Source organism: Gordonia sp. 852002-10350_SCH5691597 (genome assembly GCF_001665715.1).
Lineage (GTDB): Bacteria > Actinomycetota > Actinomycetes > Mycobacteriales > Mycobacteriaceae > Gordonia > Gordonia sputi.
Map to the genome: position 1 here is coordinate 49,204 of NZ_LZMO01000131.1, position 17,687 is coordinate 66,890.

Annotated in this window: 18 protein-coding genes and 1 pseudogene; 6 read left to right on the top strand and 13 right to left on the bottom strand. The window is 65.5% G+C overall.

Annotated features, from left to right (window positions below):
* Positions 1–29 precede the first annotated feature (29 nt).
* From A5777_RS10180 to A5777_RS10215, 8 genes are all read right to left on the bottom strand, one after another.
* Complete coding sequence (locus A5777_RS10180; RefSeq protein ID WP_005207460.1) at positions 30–806, bottom strand: enoyl-CoA hydratase; 777 nt, start codon at positions 804–806, stop codon at positions 30–32.
* A complete protein-coding gene (locus A5777_RS10185) occupies positions 799–1,893 on the bottom strand; it encodes a 3-hydroxyisobutyryl-CoA hydrolase (RefSeq protein ID WP_005207459.1) in 1,095 nt (364 codons plus the stop codon). Before A5777_RS10185 ends, A5777_RS10180 begins: the two co-directional genes overlap by 8 nt.
* Positions 1,894–1,972: 79 nt before the next feature.
* Positions 1,973–2,911 (bottom strand): aldo/keto reductase, encoded by a 939-nt coding sequence (locus A5777_RS10190; RefSeq protein WP_064862575.1) that lies wholly within the window; start codon positions 2,909–2,911, stop codon positions 1,973–1,975.
* Between the two features lie 61 nt (positions 2,912–2,972).
* Positions 2,973–3,347 (bottom strand): hypothetical protein, encoded by a 375-nt coding sequence (locus A5777_RS10195; protein ID WP_064862587.1) that lies wholly within the window; start codon positions 3,345–3,347, stop codon positions 2,973–2,975.
* A 157-nt stretch (positions 3,348–3,504) separates the two neighbouring features.
* Positions 3,505–4,143, bottom strand: a complete 639-nt coding sequence (locus A5777_RS10200) for a hypothetical protein (RefSeq protein WP_005207456.1) — start codon at positions 4,141–4,143, stop codon at positions 3,505–3,507.
* 156 nt (positions 4,144–4,299) lie between these two features.
* Complete coding sequence (locus A5777_RS10205) at positions 4,300–6,843, bottom strand: ATP-dependent Clp protease ATP-binding subunit (RefSeq protein WP_005207455.1); 2,544 nt, start codon at positions 6,841–6,843, stop codon at positions 4,300–4,302.
* Positions 6,844–7,103: 260 nt separating this feature from the next.
* Complete coding sequence (locus A5777_RS10210) at positions 7,104–7,667, bottom strand: dihydrofolate reductase family protein (protein WP_039856284.1); 564 nt, start codon at positions 7,665–7,667, stop codon at positions 7,104–7,106.
* 38 nt (positions 7,668–7,705) lie between these two features.
* On the bottom strand, positions 7,706–8,488 hold the full coding sequence (locus A5777_RS10215) for a VOC family protein (RefSeq protein WP_064862576.1): 783 nt from the start codon (positions 8,486–8,488) through the stop codon (positions 7,706–7,708).
* Positions 8,489–8,559: 71 nt separating this feature from the next.
* Between A5777_RS10215 and A5777_RS10220 the strand changes: the two genes are divergently transcribed.
* The 3 genes from A5777_RS10220 (at position 8,560) to A5777_RS10230 (ending at position 11,183) form a co-directional block, all read left to right on the top strand.
* On the top strand, positions 8,560–9,222 hold the full coding sequence (locus A5777_RS10220; protein ID WP_442903032.1) for an LppP/LprE family lipoprotein: 663 nt from the start codon (positions 8,560–8,562) through the stop codon (positions 9,220–9,222).
* A gap of 121 nt (positions 9,223–9,343) precedes the next feature.
* Positions 9,344–9,850, top strand: coding sequence for an RNA polymerase sigma factor (locus A5777_RS10225; protein ID WP_064862577.1), 507 nt, complete (start codon positions 9,344–9,346; stop codon positions 9,848–9,850).
* A gap of 4 nt (positions 9,851–9,854) precedes the next feature.
* Complete coding sequence (locus A5777_RS10230; protein ID WP_064862578.1) at positions 9,855–11,183, top strand: VOC family protein; 1,329 nt, start codon at positions 9,855–9,857, stop codon at positions 11,181–11,183.
* Between the two features lie 73 nt (positions 11,184–11,256).
* On the opposite strand, the gene A5777_RS10235 is transcribed toward A5777_RS10230, so the two are convergent.
* On the bottom strand, positions 11,257–11,676 hold the full coding sequence (locus A5777_RS10235; RefSeq protein WP_064862589.1) for a winged helix-turn-helix transcriptional regulator: 420 nt from the start codon (positions 11,674–11,676) through the stop codon (positions 11,257–11,259).
* 112 nt (positions 11,677–11,788) lie between these two features.
* Here A5777_RS10235 and A5777_RS10240 point away from each other — a divergent pair, with 112 nt between their 5' ends.
* The 3 genes from A5777_RS10240 (at position 11,789) to A5777_RS10250 (ending at position 15,075) form a co-directional block, all read left to right on the top strand.
* Positions 11,789–12,658 carry an SDR family oxidoreductase gene (locus tag A5777_RS10240; protein WP_064862590.1) on the top strand — a complete coding sequence of 290 codons (870 nt, stop codon included), beginning with the start codon at positions 11,789–11,791 and terminating at the stop codon, positions 12,656–12,658.
* Between the two features lie 74 nt (positions 12,659–12,732).
* Positions 12,733–14,037, top strand: a complete 1,305-nt coding sequence (locus A5777_RS10245) for a hypothetical protein (RefSeq protein ID WP_064862579.1) — start codon at positions 12,733–12,735, stop codon at positions 14,035–14,037.
* Positions 14,038–14,256: 219 nt separating this feature from the next.
* Positions 14,257–15,075: a lytic transglycosylase domain-containing protein gene (locus A5777_RS10250; RefSeq protein WP_064862580.1), complete on the top strand. Its 819-nt coding sequence runs from the start codon at positions 14,257–14,259 to the stop codon at positions 15,073–15,075.
* 67 nt (positions 15,076–15,142) lie between these two features.
* Here the strand turns inward: A5777_RS10250 and A5777_RS10255 are convergent, their stop codons facing one another.
* The 4 genes and pseudogenes from A5777_RS10255 to A5777_RS10270 all read right to left on the bottom strand — a co-directional run.
* Positions 15,143–16,453 carry a M18 family aminopeptidase gene (locus A5777_RS10255; RefSeq protein WP_064862581.1) on the bottom strand — a complete coding sequence of 437 codons (1,311 nt, stop codon included), beginning with the start codon at positions 16,451–16,453 and terminating at the stop codon, positions 15,143–15,145.
* A gap of 5 nt (positions 16,454–16,458) precedes the next feature.
* Positions 16,459–17,139, bottom strand: a complete 681-nt coding sequence (gene purQ / locus A5777_RS10260; protein ID WP_005207444.1) for a phosphoribosylformylglycinamidine synthase subunit PurQ — start codon at positions 17,137–17,139, stop codon at positions 16,459–16,461.
* A 29-nt stretch (positions 17,140–17,168) separates the two neighbouring features.
* The gene (purS, locus tag A5777_RS10265) at positions 17,169–17,408 is read right to left on the bottom strand and encodes a phosphoribosylformylglycinamidine synthase subunit PurS (protein WP_005207443.1); all 240 of its coding nucleotides are present in this window, start codon (positions 17,406–17,408) and stop codon (positions 17,169–17,171) included.
* A gap of 165 nt (positions 17,409–17,573) precedes the next feature.
* Positions 17,574–17,687: pseudogene (locus tag A5777_RS10270) on the bottom strand (glutathione peroxidase); the annotation flags it as partial.

Genomic DNA, 17,687 nt, shown 5'->3' on the forward strand with positions numbered 1-17,687 from the left:
AGGGCACACTCGAGGCGACGGGACCCTTCTCAGCTGTTACGGAACTCCGGCTTGCGCTTGGCCACGAATGCCGCCATACCCTCGGTCTGGTCGTCGGTGGCGAACGTCGAGTAGAACAAGCCGCGTTCGGCGCGCACGCCCTCGGTCAGCGTGGTCTCGAAAGCACGGTTCACCGCCTCCTTGGCGAGTCCCGCAGCGATCGACGACGTGCCCGCGATCGTCGCGGCGACCTCTTTCGCGGTCGCGAGGCATTCGGCGGCGGGGACGACACGGGAGACGAGTCCCGCGCGCTCGGCCTCGTCGACCTTCATCTGGCGACCCGTGAGGATCAGATCCATCGCCTTGGCCTTGCCGACGGCGCGCGTCAGGCGTTGCGAACCGCCGATACCGGGGATGACGCCCAGGGTGATCTCCGGTTGCCCGAACACCGCGTTGTCGCCTGCGATGAGGATGTCGCAGAGCATCGCGAGTTCGCAGCCACCGCCGAGTGCATAGCCGGTCACCGCGGCGATGGTCGGGGTGCGCAGCCGCGACAGGTTGTCCCAGGCACCGAAGAACGACTCGCTGACCACTTCACTGAAGGTCTTGTCGGCCATTTCCTTGATGTCGGCGCCTGCCGCGAAGGCACGCTCGGAACCGGTGATGACGATGGCGCCGATCCCCGGGTCAGCGTCGAATTGCTCTGCCGCAGACACGACTTCGTTCATCAGCGTGGTGTTCAGCGCGTTGAGCGCTTTCGGTCGGTTCAGTGTGATCACACCGACTCCGTCGGCACTGGTGACGATGATCGTCTCGTGGTCAGACATTCGATTCCTCCTGGACCGTTGTGGTGTCGAGCGAAAGTTCATACCGTGCGGGCAGCGGGGCGAACACGGCGTCGAGCGTCGCTGCCGCCGACGCATGATCCGAGGTCCACGCCGGGGCGCGATCCTTGTCGATCACCTGGGCGCGAATCCCTTCAGCCATGTCGGAGTGCTGCAGGAAGCGCAGGGAGACACGGTATTCACGACGCAGCGCCGCTGCGAGGTCAGAGTCCCTGTGGCGCAGCGCGTACAGGGTTGCGGCCAGGGAGGCAGGACTCTTCGATGCAATTCGATCCGCGGCGCGATCGGCCGACTCGACGCCGACTGCTCGGCACCTCTCGATGATCTCCGACACGGTGTCGGCCGCGAAAGCCTCACGTATCCAGTCTCTTTCGGAGTCCAGCGCCGATGCCGGCGGCGTCACTGCGTACCGAGCCACCGCGGCGTCGACGCCATCGGAGACGATCGCGTCGCGGAAGGCGTCGAGATTCTCGGCCGGGACGTAGTGATCGGCGAGGCCCATGACGATCGCGTCGGCACCGGACAGCGTTCCGCCGGTCAGCGCCGCGAAGGTGCCGAGTTCGTCTGGCACACCGGAAAGGAGAAATGTCCCGCCGACGTCGGGAACGAAGCCGATACCGACCTCCGGCATGCCCAGACGAGTCCTATCGGTCACGACGCGTGTGTTGCCATGCGCGGAAATCCCGACACCGCCGCCCATCACGATCCCGTCCATGATCGCGACATACGGCTTGGGATAGGTCGAGATGTCGAGGTTGAGGCGGTATTCGTCTGCCCAGAAGCGCCCCGACGGGCTTTCCGCGGCCGCGGCATCATCTCCGCCACCCGACGAGAGCTTCGACGCGTCGCGATGGATGGCCGCGATGTCGCCTCCCACACAGAGTCCACGTTCACCCGCACCTGCGACGACGACGGCCTCGATGGCAGGGTCGTTCGCCCACGCGCGAAGCGCGTCGTGCATCGCGAGCGCCATCGAATGGTCGAGCGCATTGATCGACGCGGGCCGATTGAGCGTTACCTGCCCGATCCGTCCGACCACATCGATGAGAACCGTCGGCTGATCCGTCATGGGTGCCACTCCTCGCTGTCTCGCCTACCTTCTCCCAAATAGTTGCACATCCTAGTATTCGGGTGCCAGTCGCCTGCGGCTACGGGACGCGGTGTCCGGCGGCAAGGAAGAGTTCGTACCACTCCGGACGGGTCAGCTGGATGTCGGAACCCTGCGATGCTGCGACGACGCGTGCGGGGGTGGTGGTGCCGAGCACCACCTGCATCTGGGCGGGATGTCGCGTGATCCAGGCCGTGGCGATCGAGATCGGTGCGACGTCGTACTTGTCTGCGAGCGCATCGATCACGGCATTGAGTTCCGGGTAGCGGTCGGAACCGAGGAAGACTCCGTCGAAGAATGTCGCCTGGAACGGCGACCAGGCCTGCACGGTGATGTCGTTGAGTCGGCAGTAGTCGAGGACGCCTCCGCCGTCGAGGGTCTGCGCCTGCTCCTCGCCCGCCATGTTCGCGGCAACACCCTGCGCGATGATCGGTGCGTGGGTTATCGACAGTTGTAGCTGATTGGCGACGATCGGTTGTGTCACAGACTTTTTCAGCAGTTCGATCTGGCGTGGCGTGTGATTGGAGACCCCGAAGTGGCGCACCTTGCCCGCCTGCGCAAGGTCGTCGAAGGCGCGCGCCACCTCGTCGGGCTCGACGAGGGCGTCGGGTCGATGCAGGAGCAGGATGTCGAGGTGGTCGGTGTCGAGTGCCTGCAATGATCCGTCGACGGCCCCGACGATGTGGTCGTACGAGAAGTCGTAGTAGGGGCCGTCTTTGACGATGCCCGCCTTCGACTGGATCGTGATCTGCTCACGCTCCGATGACGAGAACCGCAGGGCCTCCGCGAACCGTTGTTCACATCCGTGCGCGGGCGCTGTGCCGTAGATGTCGGCGTGGTCGAAGAAGTCGATGCCCGCGTCGCGGGCCGCTGCGACGAGCTCGCGGATCTCGTCGTCGGAGCGATCCTGGATACGCATCATCCCGAGGACGACGTTGGGCACGGTGACATCAGTGGCGCCGAGCGCGATTCGTTTCATCCCGCCGATGGTAGGCGCCACCGAGTCAGCGGCTGCGTGTGCGCACTAGGTGTGATGTCAACTAGGCGCCGTAGCTGGCGTCGACGTATCCGTCGCCGTTGGTGTCGTAATTGGCGGTATCGACGTAGCCGTCACCGGTCGTGTCGGTGTACTGCGTGTCGACGTAGCCGTCGCCATTGGTGTCGTAGTTCTCGACATCGGCGTAACCGTCACCGGTCGTGTCGGCGTACTGCGTGTCGACGTACCCATCGCCATTGGTGTCGTTGTCCTGCACGTCTGCGTAGCCGTCACCGTTGGTGTCGGTGTACCGCACGTCGGCGTAGCCGTCGCCGTTGGTGTCCTGGAGTTCGACGTCGGCGTAACCGTCACCGTTGGTGTCGGTGAGCTGAACGTCCACGTAGCCGTCGCCGTTGGTGTCGTAGCTTGCAGTCGCCATGATCATGGTCCTTTCGAGGAGTGGATCTCCGGTGGTCGTCAACGCTTTCTGCGTTGTCATTACATTGGATGCGGCCACAGCACCGACATGTTCCCCCGCATCGAGATTTTTTTTCGACGACTCAACCTATAGACACGTGCACGTCAGCCCTGATCGGTCATCTGCAGTGCTCGTCGAGAATGGTGTGCAGCACCTCTTCGGCGGCGATCAGCTCACGCCATCGCTCGGTGCCGCGTGGCGCCGTGGCCGTCGTGGTGAACACCACCGCACGGCTGCCGACAATCTCCACCGCCAGTCCGGTTCGCGAAATCGCTTGTGCGCGACGGCCTATCTCGGTCCATCGTGAGTCGACGAGCAACGAATCGACGGCGGCCTCGTCGCAATCCCGTGACACTCGCACCGCCATGCCGGTGCCCTTCGACGACACCTTGCGCGACCCCGGCGACCCGAACCGGCCGGCCAGCCGGTGATTGCCGTACGGCACCAGCCGCCATCCGATCTCGACATGCGGCAACGCAACACGTGTGTGATCGGGAGCCGCGCGACCAACGACGTCGTACACCGGCTGGTCGTACTCGTCGTTGAACACCTCGAGGTGTGAGGCCAGCACACCGACGGGACTCTCGATCGCCCATGCCTGCCACCGGGCGTGACGTCGCCGGAGATCGTGGACATCGACGCCGGCGTGGGTCGGTGGCTGGATGGCCGAGAGATCCACCGACGTGGCCGTGGCCCATCCGAGTTGCGCTCCGACCTCATACAGCGCGGTCGGCGCATTGGGCCCACGTCGAAACATCCCGATGTCCTTTCGGCACGCTCTGCCCCTTCGGCAGACGCTGCCCTTCTGACAGACGCTGCGGCAACTATCCGAGAGGATAAAGCGCAGGGGCGCAACAGCTATTACTGTTGCGCCCCTGCACTTGTCGATCTATTGACTTGTCGGTCCTTCGACTCAGGCGTCGCTCTTGCCCTCGCCTGCCTTCGTCAGCTCGACGGGAGCGTCGGGCAGCTCGCGAGGCTTCTCCGAGCCGACGAAGGTGAACTTCGCGTCCTCGCCTTCGCCTTCGCCATCCCAGTTCTCGACGTCGATCAGCACGATCTGGCCCGGCTCGACCTCGCCGAACAGGATCTTCTCCGAGAGCTGATCCTCGATCTCACGCTGGATGGTGCGACGCAGCGGGCGCGCACCGAGCACCGGATCGAACCCACGCTTGGCCAGCAGCGACTTGGCCTTGTCCGTGACCTCGATCGCCATGTCCTTGTTGCGCAGTGCGGTCTCGACGCGTGCCAGCATCAGGTCGACCATCTGGATGATCTCGTCCTGGGTGAGCTGGTGGAACACGACGATGTCGTCGATGCGGTTGAGGAACTCTGGCCGGAAGTGCTTCTTGAGCTCGTCGTTGACCTTCTGCTTCATCCGCTCGTACTGCGAGCCGTCGGAGCCGGTCTTCGAGAACCCGAGGCCGACTGCCTTCGAGATGTCGGAGGTACCGAGGTTCGAGGTGAAGATCAGCACCGTGTTCTTGAAGTCGACGGTGCGACCCTGGCCGTCGGTGAGACGTCCGTCCTCGAGGACCTGCAACAGGGTGTTGTAGATCTCCGAGTGGGCCTTCTCGATCTCGTCGAACAGAACCACCGAGAACGGCTTGCGGCGCACCTTCTCGGTGAGCTGGCCGCCCTCTTCGTAGCCGACGTATCCGGGAGGCGCACCGAACAGGCGCGACGCGGTGAAGCGGTCGTGGAACTCGCCCATGTCGATCTGGATCAGTGCGTCGTCCTCGCCGAACAGGAAGTTGGCGAGCGCCTTGGACAGCTCGGTCTTACCGACACCGGACGGGCCGGCGAAGATGAACGAGCCCGACGGGCGCTTCGGGTCCTTCAACCCGGCGCGGGTACGACGGATCGCCTTCGACACGGCCTTGACCGCGTCTTCCTGACCGATGATCCGCTTGTGCAGCTCCTCCTCCATGCGGAGCAGACGGGTGGTCTCCTCCTCGGTGAGCTTGAACACCGGGATGCCGGTCCAGTTACCGAGAACCTCGGCGATCTGCTCGTCGTTGACCTCGGCCACGACGTCCATATCGCCACTGCGCCACTGCTTTTCACGCTCGGCACGCTCGTTGACGAGTTGCTTCTCCTTGTCGCGCAGGCTCGCGGCCTTCTCGAAGTCCTGCGCGTCGATCGCGCTTTCCTTCTCCTTGCGCGCGTCGGCGATGCGCTCGTCGAACTCACGCAGGTCTGGCGGCGCGGTCATCCGGCGGATGCGCATGCGCGCGCCCGCCTCGTCGATGAGGTCGATCGCCTTGTCGGGCAGGAAGCGGTCGTTGATGTACCGATCGGCCAGGGTTGCCGCAGCGACGAGAGCTCCGTCGGTGATGGACACGCGGTGGTGCGTCTCGTAGCGGTCGCGCAGACCCTTGAGGATCTCGATGGTGTGCTCCACCGACGGCTCGCCGACCTGCACCGGCTGGAAGCGACGCTCGAGTGCGGCGTCCTTCTCGATGTACTTGCGGTACTCGTCGAGCGTGGTGGCGCCGATCGTCTGCAGCTCGCCACGGGCCAGCTTCGGCTTGAGGATGCTCGCCGCGTCGATCGCGCCCTCGGCGGCACCCGCACCGACCAGCGTGTGCAGCTCGTCGATGAACAGGATGATGTCGCCGCGGGTGTTGATCTCCTTGAGCACCTTCTTGAGGCGCTCCTCGAAGTCGCCGCGGTAACGGCTGCCTGCGACAAGCGAACCGAGGTCGAGCGTGTAGAGCTGCTTGTCCTTGAGCGTCTCGGGCACCTGGCCGTTGACGATGGCCTGCGCGAGACCCTCGACGACGGCGGTCTTGCCGACGCCGGGCTCGCCGATCAGAACAGGATTGTTCTTGGTGCGGCGGCTGAGCACCTGCATGACCCGCTCGATCTCTTTCTCGCGCCCGATGACGGGGTCGAGTTTGCCCTCGGCGGCGGCCGCGGTCAGGTTTCTGCCGAACTGGTCGAGGACCAGGGAGGTCGACGGAGTGCCTGCCTCGCTGGAACGACCGCCGGTGCCCGCCTCCTGCGGCTCCTTGCCCTGGTAGCCGGACAGGAGCTGGATGACCTGCTGGCGGACCCGGTTGAGGTCGGCGCCGAGCTTGACCAGGACCTGCGCGGCAACGCCCTCGCCCTCGCGGATGAGGCCGAGCAGGATGTGCTCGGTGCCGATGTAGTTGTGGCCGAGCTGCAGCGCTTCACGCAGCGACAACTCGAGGACCTTCTTGGCACGCGGCGTGAACGGGATGTGCCCCGACGGCGCCTGCTGACCCTGGCCGATGATCTCCTCGACCTGGCTGCGGACGCCCTCGAGGGAGATCCCCAACGACTCCAGTGCCTTGGCGGCAACGCCCTCACCCTCGTGGATCAGCCCCAGGAGGATGTGCTCGGTGCCGATGTAGTTGTGGTTGAGCATCCGCGCCTCTTCTTGGGCCAGAACCACAACCCGGCGTGCGCGGTCGGTGAACCGTTCGAACATTGTTCTCCCTCACATTGCTAGCGCCCCGGCCGTCGATGTCTTCAAGCCTCTTGGCGACAACTGCGGTGGTGTCGATATACGACGACCAGCCTGGCTTCCACTGTAGTGGTCAACAGGAGTGCACCTGCACTTAACGTCTGCACAGGTCGCAACGAAAACAGGTGTCGGCGGGGATCTGACAGCTACAACTCCGCAGGACACGGGCATGTTCCGGCAAATGGTGACGTGGGCTACGCCGAGAGCGAACGAGGTTCTGTGGATTACCGGACCGGCTCATAACGGAGCACGACGATGTCGGTGTCGAGCTCGGATCGCTCGACGAGACGCAGGTCGACGTGCTGCGAGATCCCTTCGAAGATCCGTGGGCCGTGGCCGACGATCCTCGGATGGACGATGAACTCGTAGGAGTCGATGAGGTCGAGCTCGGCGAGGGCGAGCGGCAGCGTGACGCCTCCGGTGGCCAGCCCGTTGCCGGGTTGGGCCTTGAGCTCGCGGACCGTCGACTCGAGGTCGTCGCGACGGATCAGTTCTGCGTTCCAGTCGACGCTGGTGAGCGAGTCGGAGACGACATACTTCGGCGCGCGGTCGATGACGTGGGCGAAGGGCACCATCCACTCGGGCCTGCCGTCGGGCATCTCGTCGTTTCTGGCGACCTCTCGCCATCCGGCTTCCATCATCTCGTAGATCACCCGGCCGAAGAGCAGCGCGTCGGCGTCGGCGAGCAGCTGTGCCGAGTGCCGATGCATCGCCTCGGTCGGGGTCACGGCCGTGTGGTCGACACAGCCGTCGATCGTGATGTTGATGGAATACCGCAGTGGGCGCATGGGGGAAGGGTACGAGTCCGCCGACGTCGAGCCCGACATCATTGCTCGCCTCGTTGCGCAAGTGCAATCACGTTGCCCGAGGGGTCGGTGAACCAGGCGATGTCGGGTCCGACACCGTTGCCGTGCACGATGCCGCGCTCGTCATGCTCAAAGCCGTCGTAGCGCAGGAACTCGACGCCGCGCGCGGTCAGGTCGTCGATGCTCTTGGCCAGGTCGGACACCGGGATGTTGAGCACGGTGAAGGTCGCGGGTTGGTGATCGGGCTTCGGATAGGCGAGGACAGTGGTACCGCGGTTGATGCGGATACCCAGAATGTCGTTGTCCCCCATGGGGAATCGCAAGACTCGCATGCCGAGTACGTCACGATAGAACTGCCCGGTCGTTGCGGTGTCGCGAACCGCGAAGCCGGAGTACGGCGACGTCGGATAACTCATCTGCGCCTCGTGCTCGTCGGAGAGCGATACGAGTTGCAGCCAGTTGCCGTCGGGGTCCTCGACCGTCGCGAACTGGTTGCCGTCGCGGTTTTCGAGCGGGCTGATCCAGGTGGCGCCGAGGGCGTCGAGGCGCGCGGCCGTCGCGGCTGCATCGTCGACCTCGACGTTGAGCAGCGTGCGCGCGCCCTGCGGGTTGCGCCCCGAGACGTCGTCGCGCTTGTCGAACATCAGGTAGAAGCCGTCGAGCTCGACGATTGTGTAGCCCGGCCCGTCAGGACCGCCCGGTGCCGACGTCGGTTCGGCTTCGAATGCGGTCGCGTACCAGCGCGCGAGCTGCTGCGGATCGTCGGAGGACAGGAGCATGGAGGAAATGGTTGCGGTTGCCATGTAGGTGCTGACCGGCCCGCAGCCGAAGACTCATCGGAGGCAACCTGGCCGAGGTGGCGTCCCATCGATGAATGACTCCCGCTAACGACTGTCCCGACGCCGACCGATCACCTCAACAGCGGGCCGATCGCACGGCCGGCGGCCAGCGTCGGCTGGTTCCTCGATCGAAAGGCACCACCATGCACTCGCTCGCCACACAGATCTCCCATCAAACCCGACGCCTCGTCGTCCTCGCATTGACCCTCGCCGGTCTCATCGCAGGAACGCTCGGCGCAACCACACTCGGCTCGGGCTCCGCGTCGGCCGCGCCACCCTACGGCAGCGGGCACGGACTCTGCTTCGACATCAATTCCGCGCTGGCGCAGTCGTCGCTGTCCAAAATCGGACGCGACGCCAACGGCGGCACCTGGTCGCCCCACAGCGCAGGCGACAACCCTCTCAAGAATGGCTGCAACCTCGACTGGATGTTGGTGACCGGCAACGGAATCGGCGACGCCACCTATCAGTCACGCGTCCTGCTGTTCAAGCACGGCCGATTCATCGGCACGGTTGACCCCGAGCCGTACTCGTACACCAGCGTCGCGGGGTACACCAAGAACTCGGTGACGGTCCGCTACCGCTGGCTCGAGTCATCCGACCCGTTCTGCTGCACGAGCGGCGGCCCGACGTTCGTCACGGCGTACACCGTCGGCACCCACATCGTCCGCGTCGGACACTTCCCGCCGCACCACTGATCCCCCGACCACCCGGCTCGACCACCGCCCCGCTGCGTTCGCGCTGCGGGGCGGTGTGCTGTGCGGAGAAAGTTCCCCCAACGGCCGTCGGGTTTCGGCTGTCGCCGACGATGATGGTGGTGTGAGCGGTGAACACACCGGCCCCGAGGCCATTCTCGAGGTCTACGACGAGGCGCTACCCGCTGTCTACGGGTACGTCTTTCGACGCTGCTCGGATCGGCGGATCGCCGAAGACGTGACCTCGGAGACGTTCCTGGCCGCGATGGACACGATGCGCCGCAATCCCGCCAGCTCACCGAGTGTCGGCTGGTTGATCGGCGTCGCGCGGCACAAGCTCGCCGATCACTGGCGGCGGGCGCAGCGCACACCCGAACCCGTCGACGACCTCCCCGAACTCGTCGACGACGAATGGGATGCACACCTCGACCGCATGGTCGCGCACGCGACGCTGACGCAACTCTCACCGATCAACCGCGCGGTGTTGACGTTGCGCTACGTCGACGACCTACCGGTCGCCGACTGTGCGCACATCCTCGGTCGTACGGTCGGCGCCACTGAGGCGCTGCTCACCAGGGCCAAGCGAGCATTCCGCGAGGCCTATCCGCTCAACCAGTCCGCGAAGGGGTGATCGCATGAACGCCGACAACGCGAACACGACGTCGCATGACCCACTCAGCGTCCTGAGCGCCGCCACGACGCCGGGCTGGAACGAACCACTCGCTCCCGCACCCGATTTCGCCGAAGCACTGCGCAGGCGACTCGAGCGCGGAGTGTCTCTACCCGAAGGAGTCGACATGGACACCGCCCAACTCGAACACGAACTGACCGCCACCGAGGTCGACGCGGCCGCACCGCAGGTGCTCGTCGAACGCCCGGGTGCGCTGCCCTATCTCACCGTGCGCGACGCGCGCTCTGCGCTCGACTGGTACGTCGAACGCCTCGGCGCCACCGTGCGTGGTGAGCCGATCCTCATGGACGACAACACGATCGGACATGCCGAACTCGAGGTCGGGGGTGGAGTGATCTACCTGGCCGAGGAGTTCCCCGACATGGGGTTGCGTGGACCGCAGCCCGGAGCGGTATCGGTCAGCCTCATGCTGGCCGTCGACGACACCGACGAGGCTCTGCGTCGTACCGCGACGGGCGGAGCCGCAGTGACCCGAGAACCCTACGAGGCGCACGGAACTCGCACCGCGACCATCGTCGACCCCTTCGGGCACCGATGGATGCTGACCGGTCCGACGCTCGCGGCGCAGGCGTCGACGAGCGAGCCGCCTGCCGCGCGAATCCGCCACGGCGACATCGGTTTCATCTCTGTCAACACCCACGACGCCGCCCGCGCCCGCGCGTTCTACGGCGCGGTCCTCGGTTGGGAGTTCGACGACGAGGGACGCATGGTGACCACCACGAGCCACCCCACCGCGGTGGTGGAAACGTCTGGGCCGCAGACGATCTTCTGCGCCTATGCGGTCGACGACCTCGACGCCGCGCGGCGTCGAATCGAAGCGGCGGGCGGGACGACACGCGACGACCGGCACGGCCTCGACTGCGTCGACGATCAGGGCGTCGAGTTCGCGGTGTATGTCGCGGCGCCCGACGAACCGCGCGCGGCTCAGCATCCGCGCGGCGTCGGCGAGATGTCGTATCTGACGGTGCACACCCGCGACAGCGCACGGTTGCGCGAGTTCTACGGGACCGCGCTGGGCTGGACGTTCACGCCAGGACGCATCGACGACGGCTGGGAGGTCGACAACGCACACCCGCAGATCGGGATCGCGGGCGGAGCGGATTCCGACGTTGCAGTCCCGATGTGGAACGTCGACGACGTCGACGCCGCAGTCGAGCGGGTCCGCGCGGCGGGGGGTTCGGTGATCTCCGAGCCCGACCGCGCGGCGTACGGAGTCGTGGCACTATGCGCCGACGACCAGGGAGCGCAGTTCTACCTCGGGCAGTTGTTCTGAGGCGAGCCACCGAACAGTTGCGTGGGACATACGGGTACAAAAATGCCCCCGTAGGTCCCACGCAACTTCGTCGTCAGCGGCTGTCGTAGCGCTCGCGCGCCTGCTCGACGTCGGGTAGATGTCCCTCGACCAGTTCGATGACACCCACCAGGCGAGTGGCCACCTCGCGCCCCAGATCGGTCAGGGAGTACTCCACCTTCGGCGGGATCGATTGCAGCACAGTGCGGTTGACGAATCCGTCGCGCTCGAGTGTCTGCAGCGTCACCGAGAGCATCCGCTCGCTGACACCCTGCACCCGACGCCGCAGCGCACTGAACCGCAGGTCGCCGTCGTAGAGGGCCCCGAGCGCGAGCAGGCCCCAGCGACTCGTCACGTTCTGCAGCACTTCGCGCGATCCGCAATCCCGCGCGAACACGTCGGCTTCGAGCGCCGGATCTTCTAGCGCCGGATCGATGTCGGAGTCACGCGCCGAGCGGTCTTCTGCCCTGGTCATGGTCTCAGTGTACTGCACATTACAGCCAGCGCTTCTAGAAACTGTTGCACTATACGAAAAGTAAGTGCACGATGAGATGGACAGCTTGATCATCAGAACACCAGGAGATCACATGACCACCTACGCAATCACCGGAGCAACGGGCCAGCTCGGCGGACTTGCCGCCGAGAGCCTGCGCGCCGCAGGCGTCGACGTCGCCGACATCGTCGCGATCGTGCGCGATGAGGAGAAGGCGAGCACGCTGTCGAACGCGGGAGTGAACGTCCGCGTCGCCGACTACGAATCCCCCGAGACACTACGCGCGGCACTGGCGGGCGTCGACCGCCTGCTCCTGGTGTCCGGCAGCGAGGTGGGTCGTCGAATCCCGCAGCACCGCAACGTGATCGACGCAGCAAAGGAAGCCGGGGTGGGACTGATCGCCTACACCTCCATCCTGCGCGCCGACACCAGCACCTTGGCGCTCGCCGAGGAACATCAGGCCACCGAGCAACTGCTCACCGAGAGCGGAATCCCCACCGTGCTCCTGCGCAACGGTTGGTACTGGGAGAACTACCTCGCGGGCGCGTCGGCCGCGATCGACTCGGGAAACCTCTACGGCAGCGCGGGCGACGGCAAGGTGGCGGGCGCCTCGCGTTCCGACTACGCAGACGCAGCGGCGTCGGCCCTGATCAACGCCAAGGGTGGCGAAATCTACGAGCTCGCGGGTTCGGAGCATCTGACGCTCAGCGACATCGCCGCCACGCTGGCGAAGGTGAGCGGCCGTCATGTGCACTACCAGGACCTCCCCGAGTCCGACTTCGCAGCAGCCCTGACCAGCAACGGTGTCCCCGAGGCGTTTGCGAAGGTCCTCGCCGACTCGGACGCAGGCATCGCGCGCGGTGAGCTCGACTCCGATTCCACCGACCTCGAGACCCTCGCAGGCCATTCCTCGACGCCGCTCGCCGACGTGATCAGCGGCGCGCTTTCCACGACTGGCGCCTGACTCGGGAGAGCGTGGCCTCACGCGGGGCCGGTCGACCGGAGGGCGCACAACGCGGCCGTGATTGACTGTTGCCCATGTCTGCCCGCTCCGCTGTGAGGCACGTTGCGCAACGCATGCCGTTTGGAATCGGCACGGTCACCCTGGTGTTGATCGCACTGCTCGTCGCGACCGTCGGGATCGTGTTGTCCATCAGAACCCCTTCGGTCGCACAGACGTACGAGAATGCCCAGCTCCGCGGATACACGCATCAGCCAGAGGTCGCGTGGACGGCGTCGGCGGAGACGCTGCCCGGCTACAACCAGACCGGCAGCGTCGAGGTCGCCGACACCAGCGGTGATCAGTGGTTGCTCTCGTATCCGCGCGGCATCGGACGCGCTTATGAACTCGTCGATCGCCACAGCGGGCGCGCACTGTGGTCGCAGCCTGTCGTCGCGGGGCTCGGTTCGTGTGCGTTCGACGCCACGGGGAATGTCGGCTGCGCCATCAAGCTCGGTGATCAACCGGACGGCTTCTATCTTGTCGACGATTCGGGCAGCGTCGGTGCGCAGTCCGCACTCGACGACACCGCGCAGGTGGTCGGGGTCGGCGCGAACTTCGTGCGCATCGATCAGGCGGGTTACGAAGTCTCGATGCATACCGCGACGGGCAAGCGGGTCTGGGGTCGCACCTTCGCGTCTGCGGCGCACGCGACCTATGACCACGACATGCTCATCATCTCGACCGCCGACGGCAGCCGATTCGTCGTCGATTCGCGCGGCAAGGACTCGCTGCGCTGCCGTCAGTGCGACATTCTGACCTACTCGACGGGCCTAGCCGTCATTCGCCGCGACGGAGATGAGCAGTCCGTCGACACGTACGCCATGGTCCGTGGCACCCCGAGCCGCCGCCCGACGTCGGAGTCCGCGGAAGCCGACGTGGTCGAGGGACCGTCGACCCTTCCGGTGCTGACGACCGTCGGCGACGCCTCCATGCAGGCGACGCAGGGCTTCTACCAGGTACGTGACCCAGCGCGTGGGGATGCTCTCTGGCAGATCACCGACCCGAACCTCTCGAAATCCAACACCCGCCCGTGCGGATCGATGGTCGCCTTCGCGCGAATGGACCGCTCTCGAGTGATCTACCGACTCGACGACGGCGAGCGCCTGGGAACCATTCCCGTGCCGAGTATCGACGACCCCGACACCAATCTCGACCTGTTGAGCTGTGTCGGGTCGTCCGGCGATCATCTGGTGTTCGGCAGCAGCGGCCAACTGACCGCATTCGACGTCCCCGCGGGCAAGGTCGCCTGGACCCGTCCGATCCTCGGGCGAGCAGCCGACGTCGACGGTTACATCGTGCTCACCGAGGGCACCTCGCTGTCGGTGTTGCGACCCAACTGAGGGCTCCCACGCACTGCCAAAATCCTTGCATCAACAAGGGCCTAAAGCCCTTGTATGCCAGACATCACACTCGACGAAACATTCCCGTAACGACCAGCGACGTCGCAGCCGCCATTCAGTGACAACTCAGTTTTCGATAACGCTGCGATAACGGTAAGGACACGTCCGCATGTACGGTCTCTTTCGGCACATCCACCGACGTACGTGCGAGGTTCAGTTTTGGGTAAGCATTCGAAGCCGCGGCAGACCATTCTGCCGCGCGCGCTCACCAAGTCGCGGGCACCGCTGATCGGGGCCGCGTTGATCCCTGTCGTCGGAGCCCTTACTGTTGCCGCGGGCGCCAATGCCGACCAGGGAGCTCTGGGCGCCCCCACATCGAGCCAGACCCACACCCACTCTGCTGCCGCTCCCAGCGCGCAGAAGGACGCTGAGGCGTCGAAGAAGGCGCCCGCACCCGCGCAGCCGGTCGTCGCGACCCAGAAGGTGACCGCGACGCCGCCGCCTCCCCCACCGCTTCCTGCCAGCGTCACCGACGGCGCCGTCCCGCAGGTCGCCTTCGAGGCATACCGCCACGCCGCCGACACCATGACCCACGACCAGCCGACCTGCGGTATCCCGTGGACACTCATCGCCGGGATCGGCAAGGTCGAATCCCACCATGCCAAAGAGGGCGACGCCACGCCCGACGGCACGTTGAAGAATCCGATCTTCGGACCTGTGCTCGACGGTTCGCTCGCGGGCAATCAGGTCATCACCGACACCGACGGTGGACGCCTCGACGGCGACTCCGTGCACGACCGCGCCGTCGGACCGATGCAGTTCATCCCCGCCACGTGGGAGAAGTATGGCGCAGACGGAAACGGCGACGGCAAGATCGACCCGCAGAACCTCTTCGACGCCGCGCTGACGACCGCGCGGTACCTGTGCGACGGACACCTCGACCTGCGCAACCAGGCGTCCGAGGCGACAGCCGTTCTGCGGTACAACAACTCGATGGACTACGTGAACGACGTCCTCGGCTTCGCGCGTAGTTACTGAACGCGCACACCGACCGTCCGCCGGGGCGTGAGGGGTGGCCCCGGCGGGTTGGATCCAGCCGACGGGATCAGGCCGGTGAACTCAGAAACGCCTGCAGCGCAGCAGAATACATCGGAACGTCGGCTGCGCCCATAAGTTCACGTGCGCTGTGCATGGCCAGTTGCGGAGCGCCGACGTCGATGGTGAGCAGTCCCGTCCGCGTTGCCGTGATCGGTCCGATCGTCGAGCCGCACGGCAGGTCGGCGCGGTGGATGTAGCGCTGCATCGGCACGCCGGCGGTGTTGCAGGCGAGAGCGAATATGGCCTCCCCCAACGCATCCGACGCATACCGCAGACTCTGATTGACCTTGAGGACCGGTCCACCGTTGATCGCGATCCGGTGCGTCGGCTCGTGCCGGTCCGGGTAGTTCGGGTGGGTGGCGTGCGCCATGTCGCCCGAGACGCATACGCTCGATGCCATGGACCTCAGATAATCGTCGCGAGAACCACCCTGCGACAACACGATTCGCTCCAGCGTCGTCGCCAAGAAGTCCGATGCCGCGCCCCGCTCCGAGCCGCTGCCCACCTCTTCGTGGTCGAACAGCGCGAGAACTCTCGTGTGGATCGTCGGCTCACCGTCGAGCAGCGCATGCAGTCCCGCGTAGCAGGTGCCCTGGTTGTCGAGCCTTGGGGCGCTGAGCAATTCGTCCTCGGGTCCGATGAGCCTCGACGGCGTGACATCGTGGGTCATCAACTCCCACCCGAGCAGGGCGTCGGCGTCGATGCCCGCGTACTCGGCTACCCACTGCAGGATCGGGGTCGCGGCGTCGACGCCCCAGATCGCGTCGACGTGTCGCTGGGGGTTCAGCGTGACGCCCTTGCGGTCTTCGGAGAGGTGAATTGCCAACTGGGGCACGCGAAGTACCGGCTCGGTGACGTTGACCAGTACACTGCTGACACCACTGTCCGCACGATAGGCGAGCCGACCCGAGAGTCCGAGGTCGCGATCGAGCCACGAGTTGAGCCACGCACCGCCGTAGGGTTCGAGCGCAACCGTTGCCAGCCCGGCTGATTCACGGTCGGGGTTCTGCTTGAGCCGCAGATTGGGGCTGTCGGTGTGTCCGCCGACGATCCGGAACCCGTCGCCGTCACCGAGATCCCACGCGATGATCGACCCACCACGAATGACATAGAACCGACGGCCCGCGTCGTCGACAAAGCCCTCGAAGGCATCGCTCTCCTCCGTCGACCAGTCCTGATCCTCGAAAAGGCGTTGGAATCCCGCGGATTCAAGTTCGGCGGCGACCGTCGCGCACACATGGAAGGGTGACGGTGAGGCGTCGATGAACTCACCGAGTCCCTCGGCTGTGGCGGACGTTGCCAGCGACGGGGTGGGCATCGGGATCAGGCGTTGGCGAGTACGGCGTCGATCGCAGAGTAGAACAGTCCGAGACCGTCGTCACTGGGGCCCGTCAGCGCTTCGGTCGCGTGCTCGGGGTGCGGCATGAGTCCGACGATGCGTCCATTGGGGCTGGAGATGCCCGCGATGTCGAGGACCGATCCGTTGGGATTGCTTCCGGCGTAGGTGAATACGACGAGGCCCTCACCCTTGAGTTCTTCGAGCTTGCGCTCCGGCGCGACGTAGCGACCCTCGCCCGACTTCAGCGGGATGAGAATCTCGGCGCCTGCGTCGAACCGCGACGTCCATGCCGTCGTGTTGTTCTCGACCTTGAGCCACTGGTCCTGGCAGATGAAGTGCAGACCCTCGTTGCGGGTGAGTGCACCGGGCAGCAATCCCGCCTCGCACAGGATCTGAAAACCGTTGCAGATTCCCAGAACCGGCATTCCGCGCTCGGCCGCCTCGATCACCGCGCCCATCACTGGCGCGAACTTGGCGATCGCGCCTGCACGCAGATAGTCGCCGTAGGAGAAGCCGCCGGGAACGATCACGGCGTCGACCCCTTTGAGGTCGGCGTCGCCGTGCCAGAGTTCGACGGCCTCGGCGCCCGCGATCCGCACCGCACGCGATGCGTCGACGTCGTCGAGGGTTCCGGGGAAGGTGATGACACCGATACGTGCAGTCATGTGGTCCTACTCGACTCGATCTCGTGCCGTCAGTCGGCGATGCGGGAGACGGTGAAGTTCTCGATCACCGTGTTGGTGAGCAGTTCTTCTGCGATGCGGCCGAGAGTCACGTCGTCGACCGAGTCGTCGACCTCGAGCTCGAACCGCTTGCCCTGCCGTACCTCGGAGACGCCGTCGAATCCGAGCCGACCGAGGGCTCCGACGATGGCCTGCCCCTGCGGATCGAGGATTTCGGCCTTGGGCATCACGTCGACCACCACTCGTGCCATCGGCTAGCGCTCCTCTTCTCACGTGACATCCGCTCGACGAGACGCCGACGGATTTTCGACGGCTCTCACCTTACCGTTCAACCCGCAACCTGCACTCTCCGGTCGCGGTTTGCCGATTCTGGGTTGACCTGGCGTGAAGTTGGCCCGGTCGTGGAATCGACCCGGTCAGAGCACCGCTTCGATGGCCTCGATCACGACGGGGTCGGTCGGCTCGGTGCGCGGGCGGATGCGAGTGGTCACATGGCCATCGGCGTCGACGACGAACTTCTCGAAGTTCCA

Excerpts from the sequence above, each read along its gene's own strand:
- A5777_RS10215 (WP_064862576.1), bottom strand. The coding sequence starts at position 8,488 with ATGGCAACCGCAACCATTTCCTCCATGCTCCTGTCCTCCGACGATCCG.
- A5777_RS10240 (WP_064862590.1), top strand. The coding sequence starts at position 11,789 with ATGACCACCTACGCAATCACCGGAGCAACGGGCCAGCTCGGCGGACTT.
- A5777_RS10190 (WP_064862575.1), bottom strand. The coding sequence starts at position 2,911 with ATGAAACGAATCGCGCTCGGCGCCACTGATGTCACCGTGCCCAACGTC.
- purS (WP_005207443.1), bottom strand. The coding sequence starts at position 17,408 with ATGGCACGAGTGGTGGTCGACGTGATGCCCAAGGCCGAAATCCTCGAT.
- A5777_RS10235 (WP_064862589.1), bottom strand. The coding sequence starts at position 11,676 with ATGACCAGGGCAGAAGACCGCTCGGCGCGTGACTCCGACATCGATCCG.
- A5777_RS10200 (WP_005207456.1), bottom strand. The coding sequence starts at position 4,143 with ATGTTTCGACGTGGGCCCAATGCGCCGACCGCGCTGTATGAGGTCGGA.
- A5777_RS10185 (WP_005207459.1), bottom strand. The coding sequence starts at position 1,893 with ATGACGGATCAGCCGACGGTTCTCATCGATGTGGTCGGACGGATCGGG.
- A5777_RS10205 (WP_005207455.1), bottom strand. The coding sequence starts at position 6,843 with ATGTTCGAACGGTTCACCGACCGCGCACGCCGGGTTGTGGTTCTGGCC.
- A5777_RS10195 (WP_064862587.1), bottom strand. The coding sequence starts at position 3,347 with ATGGCGACTGCAAGCTACGACACCAACGGCGACGGCTACGTGGACGTT.
- A5777_RS10255 (WP_064862581.1), bottom strand. The coding sequence starts at position 16,453 with ATGCCCACCCCGTCGCTGGCAACGTCCGCCACAGCCGAGGGACTCGGT.
- A5777_RS10245 (WP_064862579.1), top strand. The coding sequence starts at position 12,733 with ATGTCTGCCCGCTCCGCTGTGAGGCACGTTGCGCAACGCATGCCGTTT.
- purQ (WP_005207444.1), bottom strand. The coding sequence starts at position 17,139 with ATGACTGCACGTATCGGTGTCATCACCTTCCCCGGAACCCTCGACGAC.
- A5777_RS10210 (WP_039856284.1), bottom strand. The coding sequence starts at position 7,667 with ATGCGCCCACTGCGGTATTCCATCAACATCACGATCGACGGCTGTGTC.
- A5777_RS10230 (WP_064862578.1), top strand. The coding sequence starts at position 9,855 with ATGAACGCCGACAACGCGAACACGACGTCGCATGACCCACTCAGCGTC.
- A5777_RS10180 (WP_005207460.1), bottom strand. The coding sequence starts at position 806 with ATGTCTGACCACGAGACGATCATCGTCACCAGTGCCGACGGAGTCGGT.
- A5777_RS10220 (WP_442903032.1), top strand. The coding sequence starts at position 8,560 with ATGACTCCCGCTAACGACTGTCCCGACGCCGACCGATCACCTCAACAG.